This is a genomic window from Agrobacterium tumefaciens, assembly GCF_009649785.1.
Lineage (GTDB): Bacteria > Pseudomonadota > Alphaproteobacteria > Rhizobiales > Rhizobiaceae > Agrobacterium > Agrobacterium tumefaciens.
The window spans coordinates 70,651-87,778 of the sequence record NZ_WJOK01000019.1 but is presented as its reverse complement, the minus strand read 5'-3'; the positions used below and the strand labels follow the sequence as shown (position 1 = coordinate 87,778).

The 17,128-nt window shown below is 60.5% G+C and carries 17 protein-coding genes; 11 read left to right on the top strand and 6 right to left on the bottom strand.

The window, feature by feature from the left end; genetic code table 11:
* Position 1 precedes the first annotated feature (1 nt).
* Positions 2-349: an antibiotic biosynthesis monooxygenase family protein gene (locus GH784_RS19575; protein ID WP_003514016.1), complete on the bottom strand. Its 348-nt coding sequence runs from the start codon at positions 347-349 to the stop codon at positions 2-4.
* 196 nt (positions 350-545) lie between these two features.
* Here GH784_RS19575 and GH784_RS19570 point away from each other — a divergent pair, with 196 nt between their 5' ends.
* From GH784_RS19570 to GH784_RS19560, 3 genes are read left to right on the top strand one after another with little or no spacing between them, the layout of a single operon-like run.
* Positions 546-1,439 carry a heme/hemin ABC transporter substrate-binding protein gene (locus GH784_RS19570; protein ID WP_003514008.1) on the top strand — a complete coding sequence of 298 codons (894 nt, stop codon included), beginning with the start codon at positions 546-548 and terminating at the stop codon, positions 1,437-1,439.
* Positions 1,436-2,524 (top strand): FecCD family ABC transporter permease, encoded by a 1,089-nt coding sequence (locus GH784_RS19565; RefSeq protein WP_065702603.1) that lies wholly within the window; start codon positions 1,436-1,438, stop codon positions 2,522-2,524. Before GH784_RS19570 ends, GH784_RS19565 begins: the two co-directional genes overlap by 4 nt.
* Entirely contained in the window at positions 2,521-3,303 is a 783-nt protein-coding gene (locus GH784_RS19560; protein WP_065702604.1) for a heme ABC transporter ATP-binding protein, read from the top strand. The genes GH784_RS19565 and GH784_RS19560 overlap by 4 nt, the downstream gene beginning before the upstream one ends.
* A 71-nt stretch (positions 3,304-3,374) precedes the next feature.
* On the opposite strand, the gene GH784_RS19555 is transcribed toward GH784_RS19560, so the two are convergent.
* Positions 3,375-3,731: a YbaN family protein gene (locus tag GH784_RS19555; RefSeq protein WP_065702605.1), complete on the bottom strand. Its 357-nt coding sequence runs from the start codon at positions 3,729-3,731 to the stop codon at positions 3,375-3,377.
* 259 nt (positions 3,732-3,990) lie between these two features.
* Here GH784_RS19555 and GH784_RS19550 point away from each other — a divergent pair, with 259 nt between their 5' ends.
* The 5 genes from GH784_RS19550 (at position 3,991) to GH784_RS19530 (ending at position 8,185) form a co-directional block, all read left to right on the top strand.
* Positions 3,991-4,386 (top strand): VOC family protein, encoded by a 396-nt coding sequence (locus GH784_RS19550; RefSeq protein ID WP_003514001.1) that lies wholly within the window; start codon positions 3,991-3,993, stop codon positions 4,384-4,386.
* Between the two features lie 14 nt (positions 4,387-4,400).
* A complete protein-coding gene (ung, locus tag GH784_RS19545; protein WP_025594362.1) occupies positions 4,401-5,093 on the top strand; it encodes a uracil-DNA glycosylase in 693 nt (230 codons plus the stop codon).
* A gap of 121 nt (positions 5,094-5,214) precedes the next feature.
* Entirely contained in the window at positions 5,215-6,291 is a 1,077-nt protein-coding gene (locus tag GH784_RS19540; protein ID WP_065662147.1) for a siderophore-interacting protein, read from the top strand.
* Between the two features lie 165 nt (positions 6,292-6,456).
* Positions 6,457-7,401: a VOC family protein gene (locus tag GH784_RS19535; RefSeq protein ID WP_003513996.1), complete on the top strand. Its 945-nt coding sequence runs from the start codon at positions 6,457-6,459 to the stop codon at positions 7,399-7,401.
* 169 nt (positions 7,402-7,570) lie between these two features.
* The gene (locus GH784_RS19530) at positions 7,571-8,185 is read left to right on the top strand and encodes an alpha/beta hydrolase (protein WP_065658661.1); all 615 of its coding nucleotides are present in this window, start codon (positions 7,571-7,573) and stop codon (positions 8,183-8,185) included.
* A gap of 117 nt (positions 8,186-8,302) precedes the next feature.
* On the opposite strand, the gene GH784_RS19525 is transcribed toward GH784_RS19530, so the two are convergent.
* Entirely contained in the window at positions 8,303-8,887 is a 585-nt protein-coding gene (locus tag GH784_RS19525) for a transglycosylase SLT domain-containing protein (protein ID WP_013636743.1), read from the bottom strand.
* A 682-nt stretch (positions 8,888-9,569) separates the two neighbouring features.
* On the opposite strand from GH784_RS19525, the gene GH784_RS19520 reads away from it, so the two are divergent.
* Positions 9,570-10,103, top strand: a complete 534-nt coding sequence (locus tag GH784_RS19520; protein WP_065702636.1) for a transglutaminase-like cysteine peptidase — start codon at positions 9,570-9,572, stop codon at positions 10,101-10,103.
* A gap of 53 nt (positions 10,104-10,156) precedes the next feature.
* Here GH784_RS19520 and GH784_RS19515 read toward each other — a convergent pair whose 3' ends face one another.
* Positions 10,157-11,044 carry a DMT family transporter gene (locus GH784_RS19515; protein ID WP_026330752.1) on the bottom strand — a complete coding sequence of 296 codons (888 nt, stop codon included), beginning with the start codon at positions 11,042-11,044 and terminating at the stop codon, positions 10,157-10,159.
* 241 nt (positions 11,045-11,285) lie between these two features.
* On the opposite strand from GH784_RS19515, the gene GH784_RS19510 reads away from it, so the two are divergent.
* Positions 11,286-12,584 (top strand): adenylosuccinate synthase, encoded by a 1,299-nt coding sequence (locus GH784_RS19510; RefSeq protein ID WP_003513983.1) that lies wholly within the window; start codon positions 11,286-11,288, stop codon positions 12,582-12,584.
* A 70-nt stretch (positions 12,585-12,654) separates the two neighbouring features.
* Positions 12,655-14,958 (top strand): hypothetical protein, encoded by a 2,304-nt coding sequence (locus GH784_RS19505; protein WP_153793682.1) that lies wholly within the window; start codon positions 12,655-12,657, stop codon positions 14,956-14,958.
* Between the two features lie 252 nt (positions 14,959-15,210).
* Here the strand turns inward: GH784_RS19505 and rpoH are convergent, their stop codons facing one another.
* Positions 15,211-16,113 carry an RNA polymerase sigma factor RpoH gene (rpoH, locus tag GH784_RS19500; RefSeq protein WP_003491840.1) on the bottom strand — a complete coding sequence of 301 codons (903 nt, stop codon included), beginning with the start codon at positions 16,111-16,113 and terminating at the stop codon, positions 15,211-15,213.
* Between the two features lie 165 nt (positions 16,114-16,278).
* A complete protein-coding gene (locus GH784_RS19495; RefSeq protein WP_065702607.1) occupies positions 16,279-17,103 on the bottom strand; it encodes a class I SAM-dependent methyltransferase in 825 nt (274 codons plus the stop codon).
* Positions 17,104-17,128: the final 25 nt, after the last annotated feature.

Below are 17,128 nucleotides of genomic sequence, written 5' to 3'. Positions count from 1 at the left end.
CTCAGGCGGCAATCGAACGGCGTTCGCCATTCTTGTCTTCGTGGATGATGACGTCAAAACCTTCGAAATGCGGGCCGGAAAGATATTCGACCTTGCCACGGTTCTCACCGGCCTTGGCATGGGCGGCACGGAACTGTTCGGATTTGGTCCAGCTCAGGAAATCGTCCTTGGTGGCCCAGACGGTGTGCGAGGCATAGAGCGTGTGGTCATCCGCCTTCGGGCCTTTGAGCATGTGAAATTCGATATAGCCCGGCAGCTCGCTCAGGTGCGATTTGCGCTCGCGCCAGATGGATTCGAAGGTATCCTCATAGCCCGGTACGACGCGAAAACGGTTCATTGCGATAAACATGGAAATCTCCCTTTAAGTTTACAGTTGCAGTCAGGATATCCAGCCGAAGCGTGGATGGAAAGAGGTTGACGATAAAGCGAACAATTTTACTCCACTTATCGATTGCGCCTTCTATAAACATGTGCAAATAACTCAAGTTAAATAAGATGGGCAATCCCGTATCCGCCCGTGCCAGCTTGTGTTTCAGGATAGCGTCATGTTGAATTTAAGCCTTCGCTCGTTCGTTTTCGCCGCCCTCGTGCCCGCCGTCATCGCCGTTGCCGCGCCCGGAGCTAGAGCTTCGGACAAGGGCAATCCGGAGGCGAAACGCATCGTTGCAGTCGGCGGCACGGTAACGGAAATCCTTTATGCGCTTGGCGCGAGCGACCGCATCGTTGCGCGTGACAGCACCAGCAGCTATCCGGCGGACGTGCTGTCCAAGCCCGATATCGGCTATATGCGGGCGCTCTCGTCGGAGGGCATTCTGTCGCAGAAGCCCGATCTCATCCTGTCTGAAGACGGGTCCGGCCCGGCGGATGTCGTTGCCATCCTCAAGGCCAGTGCGGTGCCTTTCGTCACCGTCGATACCCCGCCGAGCGGCGACGCCATCCCCAGGAAGATCGAGGATGTCGGTGCGGCAGTTGGTCTTGCCGACAAGGCAAAGGCATTGGCCGCGGAAACCAAAGCCGGGCTTGATGTGCTCGCCAAGGACGTCTCAGCCGTGCCGGAAAAGAACAGGAAGCGTGTGCTCTTCGTGCTCTCCAGCGCGGGCGGTCGCATCATGGCGGCGGGCAAGGGCACCGAAGCGGCGGCGATCATCGAAATGGCCGGCGGCATCAATGCCGCGCAGGAAATCAGCGGGTACAAGCCTTTGACGGATGAGGCGGTCATCGCCTCCGCGCCCGATGTGGTGCTGACCATGGCGCGCGGCGACCATGCCGGCAAGGCGGATGAGATTTTCGCGCTGCCCGCGTTCCAGTCCACGCCGGCTGCTGCGGAGAAGGCGCTGATCAGCATGGACGGGCTTTACCTCATCGGTTTTGGCCCGCGCACGCCCGCCGCCGGTCGTGAACTGGCGCACAAGCTCTACCCTGATGTGGTGAAGCCGTGAGCCTTGCTGCCTTGAGTTCCACGGAGGGCAGGGTTGCCGGTGACAGATCCCGTCAGGGGGTCGTTACCCTTGCCGTGCTCGTTTGCATCCTGCTGTTTGCCTGCGGCGTGTCGCTCGTCAGCGGGCCCACGGGTGTCGGCATTTCCGAACTCTGGGCCTATCTGACTGGCAGCGCGGATCAACTCGATGCGCGTGATAAAGTCATTCTCGAGGCGGTGCGACTGCCGCGCACGGCGCTCGGCATGTTGATCGGTGCTGGGCTTGGCGTCTCGGGCGCGATGATGCAGGGTCTTTTCCGCAATCCGCTGGCCGATCCCGGCATTGTCGGTGTCACCTCGGGTGCAGCACTTTTTGCGGTTGCGGCCATTTCTCTTGGGGAAGGTGCGCTTGCAACGGTCGCCGTATTTTTCGGCCCCCATTTTCTGCCGCTGATGGCGTTTTTCGGCGGGCTTTTGAACACCTGGCTGCTTTACGTCATTGCCACAAGGGATGGCGCCACCTCCACGACGACGCTTATTCTGGCCGGCATTGCGGTTGCGGCGATCAGCGGTGCGCTGACCGGCCTGATGATTTTTGTGGCCGATGACCGGGCGCTCCGCGACATCACCTTCTGGTCTCTCGGTTCGCTTGGTGGGGCCACCCCTGCCAAGGTTCTCGCCACCTTGCCCTTCATCGTCGTCGTGCTTGCCATCATTCCCTTTGTCGCAAGGGGGCTGGATGCGCTGATCCTTGGCGATGCGGCGGCCTTTCACATGGGCATTCCCGTGCAGCGGCTGAAGCGAGTCGTCATTCTGGCCGTTGCCGCTGCCTGCGGGGCAAGCGTGGCGGCTGCCGGCTCCATCGGTTTTGTCGGTATCGTCGTGCCGCATCTGCTGCGGCTTGCCATTGGCCCATCGCACCGCTTCCTGCTGCCGGCCTCTGCACTTGGCGGGGCCGCACTTCTGCTTCTCGCCGACAGTTTTGCCCGCACGGTTGCGGCACCGGCGGAACTGCCCATCGGCGTGGTCACCGCGCTGATCGGCGCGCCGGTCTTCCTGTTCCTGCTGCTTGGCCGCGGCGGTTTTTCCATGCGGAACATGTCATGATCCAGGCCGAAAACCTCACCCTCATCCGCTCCGGCCGCCGTCTGCTCGACGAGGTCTGCGTCGATCTGAAGCCCGGCAAGGTCAACGTCATTATCGGTCCGAACGGTGCCGGCAAATCGACGCTGATGAAGGTTCTGTCCGGCGAGATGCGTGCCGAGGCCGGTTCAGTGACCTATAATGATGTTGCCCTGCCGTTGTTTACGCCGGTTCAGCTTGCGCGCATCCGCGCCGTGTTGCCGCAGAATACCCAGCTTGCCTTTCCTTTCACCGCGCTCGAAATCGTGCGCATGGGCGCTGTCGCGCAAGGGTCGCGCGCGCCGGAAGAGCAGGCCCGCCGGGCGCTCGCCAGGGCCGGGCTTCGCGGGTTCGAGCAGCGCTCCTACAACATGCTGTCTGGCGGCGAGCAGCAGCGCGTGCAATTTGCCCGCGCTCTCGCCCAGGTGCCCTATCCCGTGGAAAACGGCGAGGTGCGGGCTCTCTTTCTCGATGAGCCGACGGCCAGTCTCGATATCGGCCACCAGATCGCGGTGCTGGAAACGGCGCGGGATTTCGCTATTGGCGGCGGTCTCGTGCTTGCCATCCTGCACGATCTCAACCTTGCGGCAGAATTTGCCGATCAACTTATCGTCATGCATGGCGGCCGGGTAACGGCGAGCGGTCCATCGCTGGACACGATCAGCGACGAGACGATTGCAAGGGTCTATGGCATTGGCGGCGTCGTCGGACGGCTGCCGGCGCGGCATATTCCTTATGTGCTGCCGCAGTCGAGGCATCGCTAGAGTATTTCCAGGAAAAGTGGAACCCGGTTTTCCGTCAGGAAATGCGATGCGGCTCTAAAGGTGATGTCGCCTCAGCTTTCCGGCCGGGTGACGATGAAGAGTGCAGAGCCGAGCATGACGGCGGCAACGATTGCCGCGCGCAGAGCCGGCGGGTCGCTCAGGAACCAGAAGGCGGCGTAACTCGCAGACATGGCCGACAGGGCCGCAATCTTCGCCTTGCGGGCAATTGCGCCGCGTTCGCGCCATTGCCGAAGCGACGGGCCGAATCGGGGGTGGGTCAGAAGCCACGCCTCGAGTTTCGGTGAGGAGCGGGAAAAGCACCAGAGCGCCAGCAGCAGAAAAGGCGTGGTGGGCAAAACGGGAAGAAACGCGCCGACGATGCCGGTCGCGACCATAAGCCAGCCAAGACAGAGGTACAGAAGGCGCATGGATATGCCGGTATCATGAGTTCTCTACTCAGGATAGAGCGGCGGGGCGAAATGTGAGGGCCATTTTGACCGGAAAGCCCGCGTGCCCAGGTCATGCGCCAACTGTTTCGCCATCACATTTGCCGTGATCGGGCGGTTTCCCCTGCTCCTTAATCCGTCTTTAGGGTTGAAAGCGCGGCCCTCTGTCTTTATCCCCTTGGTCCGCAATGTCCGGAGCACAACCGGACGACGACGAGATAAGAAGCAGAAGGAAAACACCATGGCCAAGCTGATCCACTCGATGGTCCGGGTGCTGGAAGAAAAGCGTTCGGTGGAGTTTTACAAGCAGGCTTTCGGGCTTGAGATTGCGGAACGTGCCGAGTTCGAAAATTTCACGCTGATCTATCTCAGCAATGCCGAAGGCGATTTCGAGCTGGAGCTGACTGTGAACCGGGGTCGCGAAGTGCCCTATGCGCTGGGTGACGGCTACGGCCATCTCGCGGTCAGCGTTGCCGATGTGGATGCCGAACATCAGCGTTTCATCGAGCTTGGCCTGTCTCCGGGCAAGATCATCGAAGCCGACCATAAAGGTCAGCCTTTCGCGAAATATTTCTTCATTTGCGATCCGGATGGCTACAAGATCGAAGTGCTGCAGCGCGGCAACCGGTTCAAGTAACAAAGAGGCACAACATGGCAGAGGCAGGCGTCAAACTCGAAGACAGCTGGAAACGTGTTCTTTCCACCGAATTCGCCAGCCCCTACATGCAGAAGCTCAAAGATTTCCTGCTTGCCGAGAAAACTGCTGGCAAGCACATCTTTCCCAAGGGTGCCGAATATTTCCGGGCGCTGGATCTGACCCCGCTCGACAGGGTCAAGGTCGTCATTCTGGGGCAGGACCCCTATCATGGGGTTGGCCAGGCACATGGGCTTTGCTTTTCGGTGCAGCCCGGTGTGCGCATTCCGCCCTCGCTCGTCAATATCTACAAGGAATTGCAGAGCGATCTGGGCATCCGCCCCGTCAGTCACGGTTTTCTGGAAAGCTGGGCGAAACAGGGCGTGCTTTTGCTCAACAGCGTGCTGACGGTGGAAGAATCGCGCGCTGCCTCGCATCAGGGGCAGGGCTGGGAAAAGTTCACCGATGCCGTCATCCGCGCCGTCAATGACGAATGCGAGCATGTGGTGTTCCTGCTCTGGGGTTCCTATGCCCAGAAGAAGGCGGCTTTCGTGGACCAGAAAAAACATCTCGTGCTGCGCTCGCCGCACCCTTCGCCGCTTTCGGCCCATAACGGCTTTTTCGGCAATGGCCATTTTTCCAAGGCAAACGCCTTCCTGGTATCCCATGGCCGCGAGCCTATCGACTGGCAATTGCCGGAAACTGCTTAAGCAACCTTCCAGCCTCCTCCGTCATGCCGGCTCAAGACGGGCATGACGGGGAGTGCAGCAAACATCTTTACAGCGCAGTCGGGTCCGGTTTAAGAATACTCGACTACAAAGTGAAGGATTTGTGCCCGTGTCTCTCCTGTCTGCAGAAACCTCTGTCTCGCTGCCCGATCCCGCATCGATCGTCGATGCTTTCGAGGATCATTTTTCGGAGCATATGGAGATGGAGCGGGAAGGGACGACGGTGCGTTTCAAGGCGGAATATGGCCATGGCAGCTTCAGCGCCGAAGGTGGCCGGTTCGCCGCCCGGGTAAGCTGCGTTTCGGAACATATATTGACGTCGGTCAAGGCCATGGTGGCTGAGCATATCGTTGAGTTTTCCGGCAAGACGGGACTCGATTTCCGTTGGAGCGGACACGGCGCCTATCAGCGCGAGCTACCCAATCTCTTCGTCGGCAAGGTTGCCCGCGCCTATAATCTGACGCCGCATATGCGCCGTCTCGTGGTGTCCGTCGAAAGCGGTATTGAAAGGCTTGTCACCGGCGGCATGCATGTTCGTCTGCTGCTCGTTCCCGATCAGGCGCGCGCTGCGGTCTGGCCTTACCTCGCGCCCACCGGCGCGATCGTCTGGCCGGCGGGCGACGATCTTCTGACGCGGCGCGTCTATACCATCCGCTCCGGCGATGTCGGCCGCGGTGAGGTGGATATCGATTTCGTCATGCATGAGGGCGATGACATGCCGGGCGCAAATTTCGGTGCGACGGCAAAGCCGGGCGACGTTCTCGGCATCATCGGTCCGAGCGGCACTTGCCCGGAAGCGGAGCGTTACGTCTTTGCCGGCGACGAGACCGCGCTGCCGGTGATGCTGCGCATGGCGGCGGAAATGCCTGTTGGCAAGACGCTCAGCGTCTATGCCGAGATCGACAACGAGGCGGAGCGGCAGGAGATCGTCTGCGCAGCCAATGTCGAATGGACATGGCTTTATCGGCGCGGCAAGCCCGCCGGCACATCGGGCCTTATCGAACAGGCGTTGCGCGGCCATGCCTGGACGGGCGAGCATGACGGCCTGCATGTTTTCGTTGCCTGCGAGAAGTCCGAAGCGAGGGCGGCGAAATCCTTCCTCACTGATGAGATCGCCTTCCCCAAGGCATCGCTGCGCGCCGTCGGTTACTGGAGCATGGGCCTCGCCGACGATCATTGAGGCATGCCTCTATCGACTGGGTTGAACAGTCGGTTTTATCGTTCACCAATCGGGAACAATCCGTTCCTGTTGCCGGTCTATGCCCGCAGCACTTCTTACCCCATCTTCACGCCATGAACACGGCTGGCCCGATTGACGGGCCGCCAGGGCGAAAAGGGGTTTTTCATGTTGAACCAGATCAAGGGCCTGCACCACGTCACCTCCATGGCCGGTAGTGCGCGCCAGAACAACGGCTTTTTCACCGATACGCTCGGCCTGCGCCGGGTGAAGAAGACGGTCAATTTCGATGCGCCGGATGTCTACCATCTCTATTATGGCGATGAGGTCGGCACGCCCGGCTCCGTCATGACCTATTTTCCGTTCCCGCACATTGCCCGTGGTCGTCCCGGCACCGGCGAAGTGGGCACAACGCTGTTTTCCGTCCCGGAAGGCTCGCTCGGCTACTGGCAGGATCGTCTTTCCAAGGCGGGCGTGGACGGTCTGAAGGCTGACGAGGCATTCGGCAACAAGCGCCTGCATTTTGCAGGTCCCGATGGTGATGGTTTCGCACTGGTCGAGATCAAGGATGATGCCCGCTCGCAGTGGACCGGCAATGGGGTCAGTGCGGATCAGGCGATCCACGGTTTTCAGGGCGCCTCCTTGCGCCTTCGTGACGAAGGGGCAACCGCCGAGCTTTTGAAGTTCATGGGGTATGAGGAAGTGGACCGCCAGGATGGCGTGCTGCGTCTCGGCATGCCCGGCGGCAACGGTGCTGATGTCATCGACATCGAAACCATGCCGAACATCTCCGGCGCGCGCCTCGGCGCGGGTTCGGTGCACCACATCGCCTTTGCGGTCGAAAACCGCGAAAAGCAGCTCGAAGTCCGCAAGGCGCTGATGGATACGGGCTATCAGGTGACCCCGGTGATCGACCGCGATTATTTCTGGGCGATCTATTTCCGCACGCCCGGCGGCGTGCTGTTCGAAGTGGCCACCAACGAGCCCGGTTTCGACCGCGACGAGGACACGGCGCATCTCGGCGAGGCGCTGAAGCTGCCGACCCAGCACGCGCATCTGCGCGCCCAGCTGGAAAAGCAGCTGGAGCCGCTGGGTGACGAGAAGGCGGTTTAACCCTATCGGACCTGGCCATCCTTTGGCGAAACGTTAGCCACTCTTTTCTTCTCCCCGTCCGGGGAGAAGACGACACGCTGAAACCTTTCGCTCGACATGTGATGCCCAATGCCTTGCGGCAGAGTGAGTTCGGTATCGCTGAATTTCTCCTTTCAGAAAGGATTATCCAATGACCAAAGACACATATTTCCACAAATCCCGTGCCGGCGTTGCGGGTGCACCGCTTTTCGTCGTGCTGCACGGCACCGGCGGTGATGAAAACCAGTTCTTCGATTTCGGCTCGGGCCTGTTGCCGAATGCCACGATTGTCTCGCCGCTCGGCGATGTCGCCGAACATGGCGCTGCGCGGTTTTTCCGGCGCACGGGTGAGGGCGTTTACGACATGGCCGATCTAGAGCGGGCAACAGCCAAGCTGGCGGATTTCGTCAAAGCCAACCGGGAGCACTATCAGGCTGGTCCGGTTATCGGTCTCGGTTTTTCCAACGGCGCGAATATTCTCGCAAATGTGCTGATCGAACAGCCGGAGCTTTTTGATGCCGCCGTGCTGATGCATCCGCTCATCCCGTTCGAGCCGCAGGCGGCTGCGGCCAAATCCTCGCGCCGGGTGCTGATCACGGCCGGAGAACGCGATCCCATCTGCCCGGTGCCGCTGACGAAGGCGCTGGAAAAGAGCCTTGAAGCGCAGGGCGGCACGGTGAAAACGGTGTGGCATCCAGGCGGGCATGAAATCCGTTCGAACGAGATCGAGGCGGTGCGGGAGTTTCTGGCGCCTTATGGAGGGTAGCTTTCTGCCCGGCCTCCTTCCTCACCGGCATGCCGGATCTAGTCCGGGGTGACGGTGAGGGTAGGTGATCCGCCTTTCCGCATCGCAGCCAGGCAGAACGATCCTGCTACCCCCGCCTTAGCGATATCCACATTGCTGCAACTGCGCCTCGTAACGCAGCGCCATGTTGGCGGAGCGGCGGGCGGCTTTCTGGACGGCGGAATTGTTGCGCCAGCTTCCTTTGGCGTAACCGGCATGGCCGGAATAATAAGCGAGGTAGAGGTTATAGGGATCGTTCAGCGCAATGCCGTTTTCGCGGCGGCTCTTGGCGTGATACCAGCCGACGAAATGGATCGCGTCTGTGAAATCCGTGCGGCTGGCCGACCAGCGGCCGGTTTCGCGCTTGTAGACTTCCCATGTACCGTCCAGCGCCTGGGCATAACCGTAAGCGGTGGACTGGCGCGTCCAGGGAATGAAGCCGAAGAGTTTGGTGCGCGGCGGGCGGGCATAGGGGCGGAAGGCAGATTCGGTGTAGATCGTTGCCATCATCACCGGCACCGGCACGCCGAACTCCCGTTCGGCTGCCCTCGCGTCACGTCGCCAATTGTTGAAGAGGCCGTTCCGCTGCTCGAAAATCGCACAGGCATTGGTGACCTGCGACGGTGCGGTTGCGCAACCGGCCAGAACAGTCATCAGTAAAACAACGGCAAACACGCCACGCATCGCGGAACCCTTTCGTTCCGCTATTCTTAAATTGCTAACCATTAACGTCGGGTTTTAAGACAAGGTTAATTCAAATGCCGCCGATCAAGCGCTTGTTAACCCGCTGAAAATTCCTGTGTCCGGGATGCGGCAAAACCATGGGGTAAGTGGCGTTTTTTTCCGGAAATGGCATTGCCGGCATCCCCGCACATCCCCGGTCTCACAAAGCCGCTTATGTTTATCCCATCCCGGTCATCCAGCGTGCGCGCGGCGCAAGGTGGGCGGGGCAGGCGGCCAAAACCGGGGAGTTTCCCGATGTCACGGTTGAGGCGGCCGGCATGTGCTCATCCTCCAAACAGGAACCGGTTTGGCGGGCGGGTCACATGTTGAAGCCGGGGCCGCATCGTCTGCAAAACCCTACTACACCATTTGATACTCCCGCAGCGATGCGGCCCCTTTATCGCTTCTAAGCGTTGCCTCGGTTTCGGGGCGACGGGCGCGGGCTATGTTTCCGGAGAGCCTGCCCCCTGTACAAAAATGAAAACCGATAAAATTGTAGCAATCGGCTTAAAGCGGCTGAAAACAGTGCTGTGCCATTGTGGGATCACAGACAAGGAGCGGACAACCTGCAAGGACGGGGCCGCTGCGGAAAACAGAAATCGAGACCGGCACAAGCCGGCGGATCGTCAAACGGGGTATGAAAATGCTGAAGAAGATTATTGCTGCCGCCATCTGCGGAATTGCCATTGCTTCCATGTCCACTCATGCCGATGCGGCTGGTGCCGCCGGTTTTGCCCGCAGCTTTGCCGCAGCTGAAAAGAGCGCCGTAACACAGATCGGTATTTCGGCGCCCGGCGGTTTTGATGGCTGCGTTCTGTCCGCCGGCCAATGCGTTTCGACGATTGCCGCGCCGCTGACCGGCGAACGCCGCGATGAACTGCTGCGCGTCAACCGCGATGTGAACGCCACCATGGGCGCACTCGATTATTATTTCTCCGGCTTTTCAGCCGATGTTCCGGCAACGCCTTCGGTAAGCGCCAATGATTGTGGCGATTGTGCTGCGATCAAGCGCACGGCACTGGCCGGTGCCGGCTGGTCTTCCGCAGCACTGCGCCTTGCCTTTTTGCTTGATGATGACGGATCGCTCGAAAAGGTGCTTGTTGTCACCACAGACAAGGGCGATATCGTGCTCGGCAACGCCGCTTTCTCTCCGGTTGAGCGCGAAACCGCGCTCTAACCCGAACTTTTCATGCCTGCCAGACTGCGCCGGTTTTCCAGACCCTTACGGGATCAGGAAGCCGGCGATTTTTTTCGTTCCGCCACGGCAATGCCGGCCAGCGCCATCACCAGCGCCGCGATCTGGTAGGGATGCAGGGTTTCGCTGAGGACGATGACGGAGAGAAGCGTGCCGAAGACGGGGACGAGGTTGATGAAAAGGCCGGCGCGGTTGGCGCCGATCTGCTCCACGCCCTTGATGTACAGGATCTGGGCGATGAGCGACGCGAAGATGGCGGCATAGACCACCAGCACCCAACCCTTCTGATCGGGCCAGACGACGTTGTCGCGTGAGATTTCCCAAAAGACCAGCGGGACTGAGGTGAGGAGGGCGAAAAAGGCTGGGATCGCCATCAGCGTGCGCCAGTCCACGATTGGTTTCCAGCGCAGGATGACGGTGTAGATGGCATAGACCAGCACCGCCAGCAGCATGATGGCGTCGCCGGCATTCATCTCCAGTTGCAGCAGCGAGACCGGATCGCCATGCGAGGCGAGAAGCGCCACGCCGGCAATGGTGAGACAGAAACCGGCGATCTGGCCGAACAGCACGCGAGTGCGGAACAGGATGAAGTTCAGCACGAATATGACCATGGGAATGCCCGCCTGGATGACGGCGGCATTGATGGCGGAGGTGTGCTGAAGCGCGGTATAAAGAAAGACGTTGAAGGCGGTGTAACCGACACTGCCGAGCACGAAGAAGTAAGGCAGGCGTTTTTTCACCACCGGCCAGTCCTTGATGAGCTGCGGCACGGAAATGGCGAAGATGATGGCGACGGCCAAAACCCAGCGCAGGAAGGTAAACGCCATGGGGCTGATGTGGCCGACGGCGAGCTTTCCGGCAACGGTATTGCCACCCCAGCAGAGCGTGGCGATGATGAGGGCGAGATAGGCTTTCGAAGGCACGCTGATGTTTCGCTTCTTCAAGGGGCGGGAAAAAGGCTAAGGGGTGAATAGCGGCCTTGTGTCCGCGCTTGTCCCCCCACGGGGCGAGATAATGCGGAATTCGACGTTTTGTCACGGAAAAAGCAAAATTCACCATAAGAAACAGGGTCGCTTTCCGTAAAACAACGCAGTATACATTCGCGGGTTTGGGTTTCCCATCGGGTTATCGGGCGCGCAAGCGCCATGAGCAGGAAAGCAAGAAATGACGAATGTTGTGGTGGTCGGCTCGCAGTGGGGCGACGAAGGCAAAGGCAAGATTGTCGACTGGCTGTCCGAGCGGGCAGATGTCGTCGTGCGGTATCAGGGCGGCCACAATGCCGGCCATACTCTTGTCATCGATGGCATCAGCTACAAGCTTTCGCTTCTGCCTTCCGGCGTCGTGCGTCCTGGCAAGCTCGCCGTCATCGGCAACGGCGTCGTGGTCGATCCGCATGCGCTGATCGCTGAAATCGGCCGTCTGGAAGTGCAGGGCGTAAAGGTTACGCCGGAAAACCTGCGCATTGCAGACAATGCCACGCTCATTCTTTCCCTGCACCGCGAACTTGATGGCATGCGCGAAGACGCCGCCTCCAACAGCGGCACCAAGATCGGCACCACGCGCCGCGGTATCGGCCCGGCCTACGAAGACAAGGTCGGCCGCCGCGCCATCCGCGTCATGGATCTGGCCGACATGGAGGCGCTGTCCGCCAAGGTCGATCGCATCCTGACGCATCACAATGCGCTGCGGCGCGGCTTCGGCGCTGCTGAAGTTTCGCACGAAACCATCATGGAAGAGTTGAGCTCGGTTGCAGAACGCATCCTGCCGTTCAGCGAAACCGTATGGCTGCTGCTCGACAAGAAGCGCCGCGCCGGTGCGCGCATCCTGTTCGAAGGCGCGCAGGGCTCGCTGCTCGATATCGACCACGGCACATACCCCTATGTCACCTCTTCCAACACGGTTGCCGGTCAGGCCGCTGCCGGTTCGGGCATGGGTCCGGGTTCGCTGGGTTATATTCTCGGCATCACCAAGGCCTATACGACCCGCGTTGGCGAAGGTCCTTTCCCGACCGAGCTGCATGACGAAATCGGCCAGTTCCTGGGCGAAAAGGGTCATGAGTTCGGCACTGTCACCGGCCGCAAGCGTCGTTGTGGCTGGTTTGACGCAGCGCTGGTGCGCCAGTCGGTCGCCACCAACGGCATCACCGGCATCGCGCTCACCAAGCTTGACGTTCTCGACGGTCTGGACGAGCTGAAAATCTGCGTCGGTTACAAGCTCGACGGGCAGGAAATCGATCATCTTCCCGCAAGCCAGGGTGCGCAGGCTCGTGTCGAGCCGATCTATGTCACGCTGGAAGGCTGGAAAGAATCTACCGTCGGCGCCCGAAAATGGGCGGATTTGCCTGCTCAGGCAATTAAATATGTCCGTCAGGTGGAAGAACTGATCGGGGCGCCTGTCGCGCTTCTGTCGACAAGTCCGGAGCGTGACGACACCATACTTGTGACTGATCCGTTTGAGGACTAATGTCCTCGGCGATCTAGATTCATAAACCATATCGGGCCGGTACGTCGCCGGTCACGACGAGAAAGTGCTTATGGCGGATTTTGTAGCAGTCATTCGCAAGGCCGTGGATGGCTTGGCGAACAATACTCCCGAAAACCGGGCGAAGGTTTACGACAAGGCGCGCAGTGCGGTTGTGCGCCAGCTCGAGAATATGAAGCCACGTCCGCCGGAAGAATTGTTGCGCCGGCAGATCGCCAAGCTGGACGCCGCCATAGCCGAGGTGGACAGTGAATATGCCGAGGCCTTGCCGGCACTGGAGGAGGATGATGCTTTCTCCCCCGTGGCGGAAGAGGCGGATGCTGCCTATCATCCGCAGGATGTTGCCGCAGAGCCTGCCGTTCATGCCGCCGAGCGGTACGAGCCGGTGGAGGAAGAGCCTGCTCCGGTTGTGCCCGCACATTCGGAGCCGGTTTATCCTGTCCAGCCAGAGCCGGTTTATGAAGAACCGGCCCGCGAAGAGGAGCCTCTCCCCGAGGAACCCGTCGCCGCTTCAATCCCGCATGAGGAGCAGCATTACGGCGCGCGTGAGCCGGAGGAGCTTTACGACGCACCCGAACCGGCCCGTGTCGCGCCGGTTCATGAAGCCGGTCCTCACGAGGAAGCCGGTACTTATTTCACCCGCGCGCATGAAGAGCCGGCCTATCAGCCGGAGGACGAGCGCGTTGATGATGTCGCGCCTGAAGCGGCGGCCCCCCATGCCGATGATTCTGTGCCGCCCCATTGGGCGCAGCCGGTTGACGAGGATGACTGGCGCAAGCTCGAAGAAGCGCAGGACGAGGATGTTCGCCCGGCTGCCGAGGCCGAAGTGCACCACGAGAGGGACGACCATTCCGCCGTCGCCGGTTATTCCGCGCAGCACTATCAGGCCCCGGATGTCAGCTTCGAGCCGGAGCGGCGCGACGGGAACGAGCATGCCGGTTACCGCGCTGCTGCCGATCACGATCCGATTTTTGGCGGGCACGACGATTTTTCCGAACCACGGCAGACCGAAGACACGGCCCCGAAAAAGGCTGCCGTCGTCGAGGACTTCTCGTCCTATTTCGAGGATACGGATCTCGCGATCCCGCCGAAGGCCACGCCTGCGTTGCCGCGCGCCGATAACGATCCCTTCGATGACCGTGCCTCCAAGGACAATAAGGAGCGCACGCCCTGGGACGATCTGGATGAGCTGATCGGTTATGACGGCGCGTCATCTTCCAGCCGGGCAACGACGAACGAAATGCCCGCTCTCGGTGCTGGTGCCGCGACGCCCGCTTACATGGTCAAGAAGAAGCCGCGCCGGAATTATGCCTCGCTGGTACTTGCGCTTTTGGGCGCCGGGCTTCTTGCCGGTGGTGGTTATGCGCTCTGGTTGAACCGTGATGCGCTGAACGACATGGTCGGCGGCCTGGTGCAATCGGCACAGAAGGATGGCGGCACCCAGACGCCTCCAGCCAATACGGCGCAGACGCCGACATCCACACCGCCAGCTGCTCAGCAGCCGCCTGCCAGCGGGCAGCAGCCGACGACAAGCCCCACCAATCATCAGGCGCAGCCGCATGCCGATGACGGGTCCGTCACCGGCACGAAGTTCACCCAGCGGCTTCTGGCCGACGGAACCGAGCGCGACGAGGGGCCGGCGCCGGGCGCCAATGGCCAGCCCGTCACGGCGGAAGGCCAGTCGGTCTATGAGCAGAATGTTGCGCCGCCGCCTGCAGGTGAGGCTCCGGCCAATACCGCTGCGGGTACTCCGGCTGGTACGCCGCCGGCACAGCCGCCTGCTGCGGCCGCTGCCGCCACGGGCGACCGCATGTTCCTCTACGAGGAAGTGCTGGGCCAGACGGTTCCGACCGCCATTCAGGGCAGCGTTTCCTGGTCCTTGCAGCAGGAAAACGACAATGAGGGTCGTCCGTCCGCAACGGTGCAGGGCCAGATCACGGTTCCCGGCCGTGGCCTCAGCGCGCTCATCACCTTCAAGCGCAACACCGATCCTTCGCTTCCGGCAAGCCATCTGATCGAGATCGTCTTCTCGGTTTCGCCCGGCTTCGAAGGCGGCGCGATCGACAGCGTCCAGCGTATCGCGATGAAGAGCACGGAGCAGGATCGTGGTAACGCCCTGATCGCGGTTCCGGCCAAAATCACCGACGATTTCCACATGATCGCGCTTAACGACTTCCCGGATGCGATGAAGACCAATCTGGAGCTGTTGAAGAGCCGCAACTGGATCGACATCCCGGTTTCCTACCGCAACGGCCGCCGTGCGCTTCTGACCTTGCAAAAGGGCAATGACGGCATCGCCGCCTTCGACACGGCGCTGCGCGAATGGGCGGCTGCAAAGCCCGCGACCGGTCAGTGATGATCTTGGGGATCGGCTAAAGCCGGTCCCCTCATTTCTTCCTTATGTCTTGCAAATAAAAAGCCCGCAGATCTCGCGATCTGCGGGCTTAGAAATTTACTGGCAACGAATCTCACTCTCTCGTCACGCCGGACACCAAGGGGAGTGAGATGGGATGGCAGTCGAGCCAATTACTCCGACGTCATCCTCGGGACAGGCCCGAGGATGACGTAGCCGATAAGTTCAGCCCCGCTCTCTTAAAAAGACCGAGCCTTACGCATCCACCACGCGCAGCGCGCGGGCGGCTTCGAGGGCTTCCTTCTGCACCGCTTCCTGAACCTTCTCGAAGGCGCGAACCTCGATCTGGCGCACGCGTTCGCGGCTGATATCGAACTCGGATGAGAGTTCTTCCAGCGTCACCGGATCTTCGGCAAGGCGGCGGGCCTCGAAGATGCGGCGTTCACGATCGTTCAGCACGCCCATGGCCTTGGCCAGCATGCGGCGGCGGGTTTCCAGCTCGTCCTGCTCGATCAGCACGGCTTCCTGGCTTTCATGGTCGTCCACCAGCCAGTCCTGCCATTGGCCGGATTCGCCTTCGGATGCCTTGATGGGCGCATTCAGCGATGCGTCGCCATGCAGGCGGCGGTTCATCGAGATCACTTCTTCCTCGGAAACCTGCAGCTTGGTGGCGATTTCCTTGACGTGTTCCGGCTTCAGATCGCCATCGTCGATCGCCTGGATACGGCCTTTCAGCCGGCGCAGGTTGAAGAACAGGCGTTTCTGGTTGGCAGTCGTACCCATCTTCACCAGCGACCACGAACGCAGGATATATTCCTGGATCGAAGCCTTGATCCACCACATGGCGTAGGTGGCCAGACGGAAACCACGTTCCGGATCAAACTTCTTCACCGCCTGCATCAGGCCGACATTGCCTTCGGACACGACTTCGCCAATCGGGAGGCCGTAACCGCGGTAACCCATGGCAATCTTTGCAACAAGGCGCAGGTGGCTTGTGACGAGCTTGTGAGCGGCGTCGCGGTCGCCATGCTCGGCGTAACGCTTGCCAAGCATGTACTCTTCCTGCGGCTCCAGCATCGGGAATTTACGGATTTCGTCGAGATATCTATTGAGACCGGCTTCGCCGGCCGTAATTGTAGGCAAACTATTGCGGGCCATAAAGCACCCCCTTATCTATGGTCTGGAACGGCACCCTCATCGATTGGCGATTACTCGCCCAAGGCACACCGCTAGTGGCGGGTCGTTACCGACCCCGCACGAACCCACGTAACAAATATGTATGCACCCGCCGCGTTTCAAGCGAACACAGCGTTCACACATGCGTTATGTCCCGGCGACACCTTCTTTGACCTGTTTAACTTTCGAACGGTAAATTCGTTCCGAAAAACCACCGAGACCGGAGCGCACCATCAACTCATACATGACCCGCCTGCGGGTGGGGTTGTGCAGGCGAACGACCCGGGAGCCAAGAAACTCCGTTTCGACATGATCGAGTGTCTGCAAGTCGGGGCCAGAGGCAATCGCGTCCGCGTAGACAGCGTGAAATTCGCGGCGGCAGACATAGGTCTTGTATTTCGTCATGGCGAAGCAGGCGAGGCTGTGGCCGTGGGTGCGCAGAAAATCGGCGACGCCAACGGTCACTTCCGGCCATGCGGGGTTGAAGGTGTCGTCGAAGACGATGACGCCGTGCGGGGCGATCACCTCCAGCGCCAGTTTCGCGTCCGCCAGCACATGGTGCAGGTGGTGCCCGCCGTCGATGCTGAAGAACCTGACGGGACCGGTCCGCGACGTAATATCTGTGGGTGCGAGCCGGGTGCTATCGCCCTTGATGATCAAGTCCTCATCCATCGCAAAACCCAACCGCCTGCCGTTTTCCATCAGGCGCTCATATTGGTCGAGGCTTCCGTCCGAGGGTGGGTCGAGTTCGAACAGGTCGACGCCCAGAACCTTTTCCTGCGGCTGCGCGAATTTGCGCAGCAGAAAATAGGAGCGGCCATAATAGACGCCGATCTCCGCCATGCCGCCCTTCAGGCCGTCCCTTGTCTGCGCCTGCAGCAGCGCCTTGAAGACAAGCGCGTCGGGTGGGTCGATATAGCCTTCGACGCTTCGTAATTCCTGAAAGATAAACTGGCGTTCATCGGTGTTCATGCGCGATAGATCCCGTCGTCATGCC

Bases quoted from the DNA above. Each gene is read 5' to 3' on its own strand.
- GH784_RS19560 (WP_065702604.1), top strand. From the start codon at position 2,521: ATGATCCAGGCCGAAAACCTCACCCTCATCCGCTCCGGCCGCCGTCTG.
- GH784_RS19525 (WP_013636743.1), bottom strand. From the start codon at position 8,887: ATGCGTGGCGTGTTTGCCGTTGTTTTACTGATGACTGTTCTGGCCGGT.
- GH784_RS19550 (WP_003514001.1), top strand. From the start codon at position 3,991: ATGGCCAAGCTGATCCACTCGATGGTCCGGGTGCTGGAAGAAAAGCGT.
- GH784_RS19505 (WP_153793682.1), top strand. From the start codon at position 12,655: ATGGCGGATTTTGTAGCAGTCATTCGCAAGGCCGTGGATGGCTTGGCG.
- GH784_RS19520 (WP_065702636.1), top strand. From the start codon at position 9,570: ATGCTGAAGAAGATTATTGCTGCCGCCATCTGCGGAATTGCCATTGCT.
- GH784_RS19535 (WP_003513996.1), top strand. From the start codon at position 6,457: ATGTTGAACCAGATCAAGGGCCTGCACCACGTCACCTCCATGGCCGGT.
- ung (WP_025594362.1), top strand. From the start codon at position 4,401: ATGGCAGAGGCAGGCGTCAAACTCGAAGACAGCTGGAAACGTGTTCTT.
- GH784_RS19555 (WP_065702605.1), bottom strand. From the start codon at position 3,731: ATGCGCCTTCTGTACCTCTGTCTTGGCTGGCTTATGGTCGCGACCGGC.
- GH784_RS19570 (WP_003514008.1), top strand. From the start codon at position 546: ATGTTGAATTTAAGCCTTCGCTCGTTCGTTTTCGCCGCCCTCGTGCCC.
- GH784_RS19530 (WP_065658661.1), top strand. From the start codon at position 7,571: ATGACCAAAGACACATATTTCCACAAATCCCGTGCCGGCGTTGCGGGT.
- GH784_RS19495 (WP_065702607.1), bottom strand. From the start codon at position 17,103: ATGAACACCGATGAACGCCAGTTTATCTTTCAGGAATTACGAAGCGTC.
- GH784_RS19510 (WP_003513983.1), top strand. From the start codon at position 11,286: ATGACGAATGTTGTGGTGGTCGGCTCGCAGTGGGGCGACGAAGGCAAA.
- rpoH (WP_003491840.1), bottom strand. From the start codon at position 16,113: ATGGCCCGCAATAGTTTGCCTACAATTACGGCCGGCGAAGCCGGTCTC.
- GH784_RS19575 (WP_003514016.1), bottom strand. From the start codon at position 349: ATGTTTATCGCAATGAACCGTTTTCGCGTCGTACCGGGCTATGAGGAT.